Origin of the sequence: Capnocytophaga sp. oral taxon 332 str. F0381 (assembly GCF_000318275.2) — a bacterium.
GTDB lineage: Bacteria > Bacteroidota > Bacteroidia > Flavobacteriales > Flavobacteriaceae > Capnocytophaga > Capnocytophaga bilenii.
The window spans coordinates 1629-12870 of the sequence record NZ_KB291318.1 but is presented as its reverse complement, the minus strand read 5'-3'; the positions used below and the strand labels follow the sequence as shown (position 1 = coordinate 12870).

Genomic DNA, 11242 nt, shown 5'->3' with positions numbered 1-11242 from the left:
CGAAGGATGAGCGAAGGATGAGCGAAGGATAAGCAAAAGATAAAAGCCCGTGCGGCTCGAGAATATGCCTCCTCTTAAAACATTAATCATTAATCATTAAACATTATTTCGTATCTTTGCAGCCATAAACATATAAATCATTATGGAAGAAATAAGATATGACGAAGATAGTATTCAAACGCTCGACCCCTTAGAGCACGTACGACAACGCCCTGGTATGTACATCGGAAAACTCGGCGATGGCTCTTCTGCCGATGATGGTATCTACGTACTCCTCAAAGAGGTACTCGATAACAGTATAGACGAGTTTATTATGGGAGCTGGTAAAACTATTGATGTGAAAATCAGCGATAATAAGGTAGAAGTACGCGACTATGGGCGTGGTATCCCTTTGGGAAAAGTAGTAGATGTAGTCTCCAAAATGAATACAGGAGGCAAATACGACTCTAAAGCCTTCAAAAAATCTATCGGACTTAATGGCGTTGGTACAAAAGCTGTTAATGCGCTCTCTATTTACTTTTGGGTAGAGTCTGTACGCGACAATCAAGCCAAATCAGCTTCGTTTGAAAAAGGTATTTTAAAAGAAGAATCACCCATTGAAGAAAGTAGCAAAAAACGTGGTACAAGTGTAACCTTTATTCCCGATGATACCATTTTCAAAAACTTCAAGTTCCGCAATGAGTACGTAGTGCGTATGCTCAAAAACTACGTATACCTCAACCCTGGGCTTACGATTAATTACAACGGCGAAAAATACTATTCCGAAAACGGATTGAAAGACCTCCTCACCGAAAACAATAACGAAGAGGATTTTCTTTACCCTATTATCCACCTCAAAGGCGAGGATATCGAGGTGGCTATCTCACACAGCAAAACCCAATACAGCGAGGAGTATTATTCATTTGTTAACGGACAAAATACGATACAAGGAGGTACGCACCTCAATGCGTTCAAAGAAGCCTATGTAAAAACCATCCGCGATTTTTATAAGAAGAATTTCGATTCGTCTGATGTACGAAAATCTATCATTGCAGGGCTTTCTATCAAAGTAATGGAGCCTGTGTTTGAAAGCCAGACCAAGACAAAACTCGGTTCTACTGAAATGGGCGAAGGAATGCCTACAGTACGCACTTATATTAACGATTTTGTAGCGCGTCATTTAGATGATTATCTGCACAAAAACAACGAAGTAGCCGATGCTATTTTGCGCAAAATTATGGAAGCGCAACGCGAACGCGAAGACCTTGCTGGCATCAGAAAATTGGCTAAAGAAAGAGCTAAAAAAGCAAACTTACACAATAAAAAACTAAACGATTGCCGCATACACCTTACCGATACAAAAAATAAGCGCAATTTGGAGAGTACACTGTTTATTACAGAAGGAAATTCGGCTTCGGGTTCTATTACCAAATCTCGCGATGTCAATACCCAAGCCGTCTTTTCACTGCGAGGTAAGCCGCTGAACACCTACGGAATGACTAAAAAAATAGTCTATGAAAACGAAGAATTCAATCTCTTGCAAGCAGCTTTAAATATAGAAGACTCTATGGACGACCTCCGTTACAACAACATTGTCATTGCCACCGATGCCGATGTAGACGGAATGCACATTCGCTTGCTACTTACCACCTTTTTCTTGCAGTTCTTCCCCGAGATTATCAAGGAAGGACACTTATATATATTGCAAACGCCTCTTTTCCGAGTACGTAATAAGAATGAAAAAATATATTGTTATAGCGAAGAAGAAAAACAAGCTGCTATAGAGAAACTAAAAGGCAAACCCGAAATCACGCGTTTTAAAGGGTTAGGAGAAATATCACCCGATGAGTTCAAAAATTTTATAGGCGAAGACATTCGTTTAGACCCTGTAATGCTTGATAAGACTATCCATATAGAGCAGTTATTAGATTTTTATATGGGCAAAAACACCCCCGATAGACAAGATTTCATCATCAACAATCTAAAAGTAGAAATTGATAACTTTGATATTTAAGGAAACAAAAAAAGCTGTCTAAAAAGACAGCTTTTCTTTGTTAATTATTATGTGCCTACGACTGGATTCGAACCAGCACGCCCGAAAGGGCACCACCCCCTCAAGATGGCAAGTCTACCAATTTCTCCACGTAGGCGGTAAGTTTTTGTGACCTGGCTGGGGCTCGAACCCAGGACCCCAACATTAAAAGTGTTGTGCTCTACCAACTGAGCTACCAAGTCCTTAAAAATAAAAAAACAAATTGTATAACCCTTGTGACCTGGCTGGGGCTCGAACCCAGGACCCCAACATTAAAAGTGTTGTGCTCTACCAACTGAGCTACCAAGTCCTAAAATATTAAACTATATAATCCTTGTGACCCGGCTGGGGATCGAACCCAGGACCCCAACATTAAGAGTGTCGTGCTCTACCAGCTGAGCTACCGAGTCGTTGTGGTAATCACAAGTATTTCTTGTTTGCGGGTGCAAAGGTAATACTTTTTTTATATATAACAAGAAAAAAAGTATTATTTTTGCATTTTATTTTTAACTTTTATTTCAATACCCTAAAAAACAACTATTTATATATGAAAATAATTTTAATGGGATATATGGGTAGTGGCAAATCTACGCTTGGAAAAGCCCTAGCCAATGCTAAAAACATTCCTTTTATAGACCTTGATGATTACATAGCTGAACGTGAAAACAGCTCTATCCCTCATATTTTTAAAACTAAAGGCGAGATTTATTTTAGAAAAAAAGAAGCTGAGTACCTACAAGAACTCCTACAAAATCCCAATGATTTTGTACTTGCCTTAGGCGGTGGGTCTCCTTGCTTTGGTAATAACATCAGTATTATTAAAACAGCTGATGCTACATCTATTTACCTGAAGTATCAACCCAAAAATCTCGCTCTCAGACTCGTAAAAGAAAAAACTCATCGCCCTATGATAACCGATATCAATGACGATGAGTTGGAAGATTTTATTCGTAAGCACCTTTTTGAGCGCAATCCGTTTTATATGCAAGCTGATTGCCTTATCACTATGGATAACCTCTCAGAAGACGAAAGCCTTAAGCTCTTATTAGATAAATTGGCTAATGAGCCTATTATCTAATTGGTAATTAGCTGTACTACTATAGCTTTTTCAGGTTAGACGACTTCGTCCAGCCTGTTTTTCCATTGGCTAACTGTATTTGTAGCCAATCGTTTTCTTGCCCTATAATAGCTACTTTAGTACCCTCGTGAAGCTCTAAAACTTCACTACTATAAGCATTGGGCTCTGCAAATATTCGTACTGTTTTCTCAAACAATATAGCATATTGCTCATTTGCTATTTGTTGTTGCTTGTAATGCGCTATACTATAAGTACCTATTGCAATGACTATTGTTACTAATAATAAAGTAAAAAAAGTACGTTTCAAAGCTGTATGTACTACAAAATAGTAACACAAAAAAAATACTACTACCCCCCATATGGCTATAATTGAAAGAATAGCCCACGTATGCAATTCAAATAAGCCCGTAATACTATCCGAAAGCTGTTGCAACCACGTCTTAGGTAGAGGTGTAATCGCATCTACTGTCATTTGTTTGGCAAATGTGAGATTATTTTTAGCCGCTGTATTTTTGGGGTCTAACTTTAGTGCTTTCTCGTAATAATATATACTTTCGGGTACTTTATTCAGCTTGTAATAAGCATTTGCCATATTATAGTACAAAGCTGATGATTCACTACCTCGCGCTATAATCTGTTGGTATTGCCTAATGGCTTCTTCACATTGCCCTTTCTGATAATTATCAGTAGCGAGTGCAAACAGCTTTTCATTAGTTTGTGCAAAGCTTATTAAACTACAAAACACTATAAATAATACAAGTGTAATGCTTTTCATATTTTTTACTTGCTTTTTCATTCCTCTACTCCTTATTAATTATTACTTACTCTTCATCTGCTTATCTAAGCCTGAAATTACCTCTACCGCATCTTCAAAATCTCGTTCCATAGCAGCTTCACTATGTTGCGCATAGCGTGCCATTTCGCAATTGGCAAGGAGTTTTATAAACTGTGATACCGTAGCTTCATCAGCTTGTCGTTGTAACAACAATTCACTGATGGTATCCTTACTCATCTCGGCAGTTTCTATTTTTAGCTTAGCTTTCAAATAGTTGTGCAAAGCACGTTCTAAAGCCTCATAGAAGGTGGCTTTATCACCTAATTTGCGTTTTGCTTCACCTAAATATTTTTTCGCCAAACGATTGGCTACACGCACTTTATTACCTTCAATATCACCTGCACGACGCTGTTGTGCACGCCACCATAAAAGTACTATGGGAATGATAAGCAATGGCAATAGTGACCATAAATAGTACCCTACCGACCCAAAGAAACTGCGTTTGCCTATAGGTTGTAATTGTGCATTGGTTTGGACTGGTGCAAACGAGTTATCTGTCTGTGTTGCCGAAGTATCGCTATTGGCAGTTGTATTACTATCAGCGGCAGGACCTTCGGTTACATCTATCAGCAAATCATCTGTTTTTACAGTTACATATTTTTGAGTTACAGGGTTAAAATACGAGAATGTGAGCCCTGCTACAGGATACTTACCTTTATATTCGGGTACAATGGTATAAGTATGTTCTACACGCCCATTCATACCCTGTAATGTCGTGCTAATATCGTCTTTTTGTTCAGGAGCATATACCTCTAACGAAGACGGAAATATAGGTTTTGGCAAATCAAACAATTTTAAATTACCACTGCCCGAAACTTCTACTTTTAGCTGCAAACTTTCATTTGCTTTTAAGGTAAGCTTATTGGTAGTTACATTAAAAGAAAAATCACCTACTGCCCCCCCGAAACTATCGGGTTTGCCCTCTTGTGGCAGTTCTTTTACATTCAATGTCCTATTACCCGAAGTAACACGGCGCGATACCTCCTCGTAATAAGGACGTCCAAAGAAATCACGCTGGCCTGTAGGCACACTTAAAACGGCATCCATAGTGAGAGGCTCAAGGGTAAGGACTCCTGTTTTTTGAGGGTATAACACTACTTTTTTCACCGTAATACAGCGATAAGGTTTCCCTTGATAGTTACAATCACCTATCTCATACTGCTGCATTTTCAAATCCTGACTCCAAAAGTTAGGATATTTAGGGGTTGTGAGCCACTCCAAGCTGTTCAGTGCTATTTGATTACCCACATATAATTTATAGATAACTGTTACCGCTTCATTCAAATAAGGATTAGGTTTTGACACCTCTGCCAATAAAAAGAAACTTTCGCGAGCTATATCGTTGCTGTTTTTATCTATTGATGGGTTTTGTACTTCACCAGTTACAGTAATTTCTATAGGTTTAGTCCTATAGGTACGCCCTTCAATATCTACGGTGGCAGCTCCTATAGTATGTTTTCCTTTACTTGTGGGCTGCAATATGTATATATACGACTGTGAGAAAGTACGCACCCCATTTATCCAAGAGTTTGATATAGACTGTGAAGGTCCCATCACTACAGTAAATCCTTGAAAATTAGGAGGTGTAAAGTTATCACCATTTCTATTCATTGTAAACTCTATGCGCAGGCGTTCGTTAGCCCCTAATTGATTTTTGCTCACTTCGGCAGTAAATTCCACTTGCTGTGCATAGATGAATTGTAATGCTAAGAAAGTAATAATAAATGCTGTTATTTTCTTCATATGCTATCAAATAATTGCTTTTTAGGATTACCAATCTTTTTCTGATTTAGAGCGTTGTCCTTTTACTTTTTGTCCGTTCACCTTTTCTTGGGTTTTACGTTCTTCGCTATTCATAGCCTCCAGAATGCGTTCCATTTGCTGTGGTGACAGGCTTGAAGGTCGTGGTTTTTGATTGTCATTATCCTTGTCGCCTTTATCGTTTTTGTCATCCTTGTTATCTTGGTTATCTTTATTCTTGTCTTTATCGTTTTTATTGTCTTTATTATCTTGGTTATCTTTTTTGTCTTTGTCGTTTTTATTATCCTTGTTATCTTGGTTGTCTTTATTCTTATCGTTTTTATTGTTTTTATTATCTTGGTTGTCTTTATTCTTATCGTTTTTATTATCTTGGTTGTTTTTATTGTCTTTATTATCCTTATTATCGTTTTTAGGAGGGTTTTTCTTTAGCATATCTTTAGCTACTGCCAAATTATAGCGTGTTTGCTCATCGGTGCTATCATAGCGGAGTGCTTCTTTATATGCCTGTACCGCTTTGTCATACTCTTTAGTTTTCATAAAAGTATTGCCCAAATTATGGAATATTTGGTGGCGTTCATTATCGGTGATGTTAGGAGTTTCGCTCGCTTTTTTGAGACGAGCAAAAGCCTCTCCATAACTTTTTTGTTGGTAATACAATGAGCCTAAATTGTACTGAGCGGTTACATTTTCTTTATTCTTTACAATGGCATTGCGATAATCTACCTCTGCCTGCACAGGTTTATCACCTTCCAAAGCTTTATTTCCCTGATAAGTATATTCATCAGAGGCTTTTTTTGCTTTTAGTGCTTCTTTTTCTGCTTTTGTTTGAGCATTTACAGCTGCAGTTATTATAAAGAGTAATACGACAAATACTTTTTTCATCATCTAACTATTAATTCTTTTCTTTTTCGTTAAATAAATTTAGTTTTTTCACCCAAGCAGTTTTTCGCTCGAAGATAAACATATCGAGAAAGAGCAAGAAGAGTGCTCCAGCAATGAACCACTGAAATTGGTCTTTGTAATCTACAAATTTTTGGGTGTCGAATTGGGTTTTCTCGGTATTATCTAATATTTTAGTTATCTCGCTTACAGCAGTTTGGGTATTATCACCATTAAAGAAGTTTCCTCCGCCATTGCGAGCTATTTGTGCCAAGAGCTCTTTGTTTAGTTTAGTAATTACCACCTCGCCATTGCTATCATGCTTGTAGGTTTGTTGTCCTAACTCTTTCATTGGTATTGGGCTTCCTTTTTCGGTACCCACGCCTATGGTATAGATGTGTATGCCTTTTTCTTGGGCTTCAGCAGCTATTTCGGTAGCACCCATTTCGTGGTCTTCACCATCGGAAATGATAAACAAAAGGCGTGCCGTAGGAGTATTTTCGTCAAAATAACTGCTTGCCATACGTATGGCTTCTTGAATGGCGGTACCTTGTGAAGAAAGCATATCGGTATTCATTGCTTGCAGGAACATTTTAGCAGCAGAATGGTCGGTGGTGAGGGGCAACTGTGGGTAAGCACTCGCCGCATAGGCTACAATTCCTACTCTATCGCCCTTTAGCTGGCTAATAGTTTCAAAAACAATGCGTTTGGCTTTTTCCAAACGATTGGGTGCTACATCTTCTGCCAACATACTTTTTGAAACATCTATAGCAAAAACAATATCTACCCCCTCGCGCTTTACGGTTTCTACTTTAGTGCCTATTTTGGGATTTGCCAAAGCTACACATAGCAAAGTTATAACAACTGCCAATAGCACAAATTTCAGCCAAGTTTTAAAACTTGAACGATTGGGGGATAAGCGCTTTAACATTGCTTTAGTAGCAAATTGTCGCTGCATTTTTCGTTTTCGCCATTGTGAGGCTACAAAAATAAGCAGCAGCACAAACACAATATTGATGAGCCAAAGGTATATTTTTTCGTCTATATAAACCATAGTAAATATTTTTAGTTGCCAAAAGTGTTATTTACAAATACTGCGCCAAAACGGTTTTAATTTTCAAATTTCACTTTAATTTTATCTTGCATAGCATATGCCTGACAAGTGAGTACATAACCTTCTTCTACTTCTTTTTCGGTAAGTGTCTCATTTTTAGCCATTTTAGCTTCGCCTTCTGTCACTTTACCTATACAGCTACTGCACACACCATTGAGGCAGGAGTAAGGAGCATCATAGCCCCTCATCAGTGCAGAGGCGAGCAGTGTTTGATTGCGAGCTGAAGTGAAGGTATGGGTTTCGCCTCCTATTTCAACGGTAATTTCTACATTACCTTCCAGCTGAGTATAATCAACAGCATCGGGTGAGGCTTCAAATAGCTCGGTAAAGATACGTTCTTTATCAATGCCACGCAGCAAGAGCATTTCGCGGAGGTCTTTTACCAGCTGTGTAGGTCCGCAAGCATAGTATCTGCCCCAATTCAAATCTTTGTATTTTTCAAATAGTTCAGTTACTATTTTATGATTGATACGCCCTGTATAATTGTTGCCCCAAGGCTCTTGACTAAAGACGTAATGCACCAAGAAGCGCTCGGGGTATTGGGTGCGTAGTGCTTCTATTTCATCAAAAAACAAGGTTTCTTGCTTGGATTTATTACCATATACAAACACCACCTTGATATTGGTTTTGGCGAGTGCTGTTTTGGCAATACTCATCATAGGGGTAACGCCACTGCCTGCTGAGAACAGCATAATATCGCGATTACCGAAAATATCGTAGAAGAACACAAATGAGCCCATAGGTGGCATTACTTGTAGTATATCGCCTTCTTTGAGCTCTTGGGTAGCATAAGTAGAAAAGATACCATTGGGCACACGTTTTACTGCTACACTCAGTTCGCCTTCATTTACGCCAGAGCAAATGGAATAGGCACGGCGTACTTTTTGATTGTTGATGGTTTGCTGTAGTGTAAGGTATTCGCCTGCTTCAAAAGAAAATACTTTTTTGAGGAGTTCAGGCACTTCAAAAGTAATCATTACTGACGATGCAGTAAGGTGTGTTATTTTAGTAACTTTAAGGTCGTAAAGTTTGTTCATTTTTTATTATTTATACATTTCGTTGTAGCCTAAATATTGGCTTTTTTGTGTAGTAATAAGCTGATAATCGGGGGTGGGCTGGGGAGCTGTTCTGCTGGTACGGCTTGCTTGCCTGCCTGTGATATGCTCTATGGCTTTGGATAGGAAAGGCTCGGTGGGGTCGCCCAAAGTGCCTAATTTGGTGTAATTTTCTTTATTTATAGCTATTGTAGGTGTTAAGCCTGTTACATAATCGCCTACTCCTGCTGCATTTTCTATCTTTAGCACTAAAGGTTGCATTGCCCACTTATGCTTAGGGTTCTTGGTTTGCTGTTTTCTATCTATATAGTCGTAAATAGTGATAGAACCTTGATTTTTGCCTGTGGTGGTTTGCCCTATTTGCACTACGTTAATATAGGGTTTTAAGCCGTTGATAAGCAATTCGCTGGCTGAGGCTGTGCGACTGGTAGTAAGCACATATAGCTTATTCATTCGCAGGTGGTTTAGGGGGGTGCCATCGGTCATATTTTCAAGAAAATAATTGATAGTTTTGCCTTGCTGGGCTACGATATCTTGCATTTTGGTATTCCATTTTTCTTTAGCAAAGACCTGTCCGCTAAACTGCCCTGTAATCATTGAGGCGAGGTAAATAGCAGTTTGCACGCTTCCACCGCCATTGTAGCGGAGGTCGAGTACCAAATCGGTGATGTTTTGGTTTTTCAGGTAGGCAAAGGCATCGTTGAGGGCTTTGTCGTAATCGCTAATAAAGGCGTTGTACATTAGATAGCCTATGCGGTGGTTGTCTTGTTGTATTACTTTGGTTATCAGTACTGGATTTTCGGGGGTAGCGGTATTGTGCAGGGTTACGCTCTTGCCTGTAAAATTCAGGTCGCCATCCTCGTCAAAGCGGTAAATATCAAAACTATACACGCTACTACTGAGCAAACTGCCTAAATTCTGCTTGGTGATAGGGGTACCATTGATTTCAAGGAAGACATCGCCGCGTTGTACGCCTTGCCTATCGGCATCGGAATTTGGGATTACATAGCGCACTATGCCCATAACTGTACCTGCGTTGTTGAACTGCACATAAGCCTCGTCCATACCTGTGCTTGCTGTGATGCCTTTGAATTGGTTTTCTAACTTCACATAGTCATCGGTAATATAGCTAAAACGATCGGTTGTACCTTTGCGGTAGAGGAGGTTGTTAAAAAAATCGGTATGGTTTAAATTGCTTTTTAAAAAGGTAGTGTAGGTGTGATTTTTATCGGCTTTGGTATTGGCAAGGCTTCCGAAGCGATTGTCTTGTAAATTAGCTACTTCGGGCTGCCACAAATAGTAAGTGTTAAGTCCTTTCCAAATAAAGTCGTTGATACGCAGATTGAGGTCGGAACCAGTATAGTCGGAGCCAGCAAAAAGGAAAGGATTCTCATCGTCATCATTGTTTTTTGAACAAGATAACACACTGATTATTATTGTAATAGCAATAAATATACGCTTCATAAAGAAAATAATTTTGCTACAAAAGTAAGACTTTTTTTATATTTGCACAAATTTTAGTGCTAATTGTTGGTTCGTCACATACTCGGCTGCGCCAGCTCGCCGACTTTCCTTCGCTCATCCTTCGCTCATCCTTCGCTCATCCTTCGCTGAAGGTTCGGTGGGACGGGTGGGACAGGTGGGACGAGTGGGACAGGTGGGACAGGTGAGACGAGTGAGACGGGTGAGACGGGTGAGACGGGTGGGACTTGTAAGACTTGTGGGACTTGTAGGACTTGTGGAACGGGGGGAGTGTGAGCCTAAGCCAGAATATCTTGTCCTGAAATAAATTTATAGTATAAGTCTTAAGAGTAAAGGCTAAAGATATGCAAAAACAAAGAAAGTGGTTTCATTTTTCTAACTTTAAAAGAGTGTAGCCTGAAGAAGAAAAAGTTTTTTAATCACTTTGGGGTGGAATTGGCGTATTGGGGTACGAGCTGCAAGCTCGCACCAGCGGGGGAAAGCATTAGAGACTTTTAATGAGAATATTGTTAAATTTGAAATCGTGAAATAAAATGAAAAACATAAATCAAAAAGATTATGAGTTAATAAAAGATTTGTATCATTGGAAAATTGACACAAATGATTTTAAAAAAAAGACAGATTTTAAAGCCAACTTTCAAGAATTGAGATCTTTGTTATATAGTGTTAAAGATTGTATAGATGAAGAAGGATACAATCAATTTTTTTAATTCTATTCTATGGGAATTACCTAAAAGATTAAGTGAAAAGGATTATGAAGCTTTATACCAAGAGTTCTTGCTATGTAATTTTCATAATGAACACGAGAATATAGTAAGTGCTTTTCAGACTATTTTTAACAACAATACTGAAAACATACCTATTCTACTAAAAGCAATAGACAACATTCCTGAGTATTTAGAAGACGATGACTTCAAATATCCTTATATACGAAAAATCATTTATGCCATAGGAGCACAACCACAACCTGAGAGTCTTTTAGCATTAGAAAAATTGGCATCTGAGACTAATGATACCGAAATAAAGA

Annotated in this window: 10 protein-coding genes and 4 tRNA genes; 4 read left to right on the top strand and 10 right to left on the bottom strand. The window is 38.7% G+C overall.

Features of this window, described 5'->3' with window-relative positions; all coding sequences use genetic code 11:
• Positions 1 to 142 precede the first annotated feature (142 nt).
• Positions 143 to 1993, top strand: coding sequence for a DNA topoisomerase IV subunit B (locus HMPREF9075_RS07450; protein WP_009415903.1), 1851 nt, complete (start codon positions 143 to 145; stop codon positions 1991 to 1993).
• A gap of 52 nt (positions 1994 to 2045) precedes the next feature.
• On the opposite strand, the gene HMPREF9075_RS07445 is transcribed toward HMPREF9075_RS07450, so the two are convergent.
• The 4 genes from HMPREF9075_RS07445 to HMPREF9075_RS07430 form a co-directional block, all read right to left on the bottom strand.
• A tRNA-Leu gene (locus HMPREF9075_RS07445) sits at positions 2046 to 2129 on the bottom strand.
• A 12-nt stretch (positions 2130 to 2141) separates the two neighbouring features.
• A tRNA-Lys gene (locus tag HMPREF9075_RS07440) sits at positions 2142 to 2214 on the bottom strand.
• 34 nt (positions 2215 to 2248) lie between these two features.
• Positions 2249 to 2321: transfer RNA gene (locus HMPREF9075_RS07435), tRNA-Lys, on the bottom strand.
• A gap of 27 nt (positions 2322 to 2348) precedes the next feature.
• Positions 2349 to 2421, bottom strand: a tRNA-Lys gene (locus tag HMPREF9075_RS07430).
• A gap of 137 nt (positions 2422 to 2558) precedes the next feature.
• Here HMPREF9075_RS07430 and HMPREF9075_RS07425 point away from each other — a divergent pair.
• Complete coding sequence (locus HMPREF9075_RS07425) at positions 2559 to 3089, top strand: shikimate kinase (protein WP_009415902.1); 531 nt, start codon at positions 2559 to 2561, stop codon at positions 3087 to 3089.
• Between the two features lie 19 nt (positions 3090 to 3108).
• Here HMPREF9075_RS07425 and HMPREF9075_RS07420 read toward each other — a convergent pair whose 3' ends face one another.
• The 6 genes from HMPREF9075_RS07420 to HMPREF9075_RS07395 are packed head-to-tail and all read right to left on the bottom strand — an operon-like array spanning position 3109 to position 10197.
• A complete protein-coding gene (locus tag HMPREF9075_RS07420; protein WP_034557179.1) occupies positions 3109 to 3864 on the bottom strand; it encodes a tetratricopeptide repeat protein in 756 nt (251 codons plus the stop codon).
• 42 nt (positions 3865 to 3906) lie between these two features.
• Positions 3907 to 5667, bottom strand: a complete 1761-nt coding sequence (locus tag HMPREF9075_RS07415) for a BatD family protein (RefSeq protein WP_009415900.1) — start codon at positions 5665 to 5667, stop codon at positions 3907 to 3909.
• A gap of 27 nt (positions 5668 to 5694) precedes the next feature.
• On the bottom strand, positions 5695 to 6567 hold the full coding sequence (locus HMPREF9075_RS07410; RefSeq protein ID WP_034557166.1) for a tetratricopeptide repeat protein: 873 nt from the start codon (positions 6565 to 6567) through the stop codon (positions 5695 to 5697).
• A gap of 10 nt (positions 6568 to 6577) precedes the next feature.
• Positions 6578 to 7618: a VWA domain-containing protein gene (locus HMPREF9075_RS07405; protein ID WP_009415898.1), complete on the bottom strand. Its 1041-nt coding sequence runs from the start codon at positions 7616 to 7618 to the stop codon at positions 6578 to 6580.
• Between the two features lie 56 nt (positions 7619 to 7674).
• The gene (locus HMPREF9075_RS07400; protein WP_009415897.1) at positions 7675 to 8715 is read right to left on the bottom strand and encodes a 2Fe-2S iron-sulfur cluster-binding protein; all 1041 of its coding nucleotides are present in this window, start codon (positions 8713 to 8715) and stop codon (positions 7675 to 7677) included.
• Between the two features lie 6 nt (positions 8716 to 8721).
• Positions 8722 to 10197, bottom strand: a complete 1476-nt coding sequence (locus HMPREF9075_RS07395) for a S41 family peptidase (RefSeq protein WP_009415896.1) — start codon at positions 10195 to 10197, stop codon at positions 8722 to 8724.
• Positions 10198 to 10748: 551 nt separating this feature from the next.
• Between HMPREF9075_RS07395 and HMPREF9075_RS13215 the strand changes: the two genes are divergently transcribed.
• Positions 10749 to 10925 carry a hypothetical protein gene (locus tag HMPREF9075_RS13215; protein ID WP_009415894.1) on the top strand — a complete coding sequence of 59 codons (177 nt, stop codon included), beginning with the start codon at positions 10749 to 10751 and terminating at the stop codon, positions 10923 to 10925.
• Positions 10897 to 11242: hypothetical protein (locus HMPREF9075_RS07390; RefSeq protein ID WP_009415893.1), on the top strand; the 346-nt coding region annotated here is incomplete at its 3' end. The genes HMPREF9075_RS13215 and HMPREF9075_RS07390, both read left to right, overlap by 29 nt.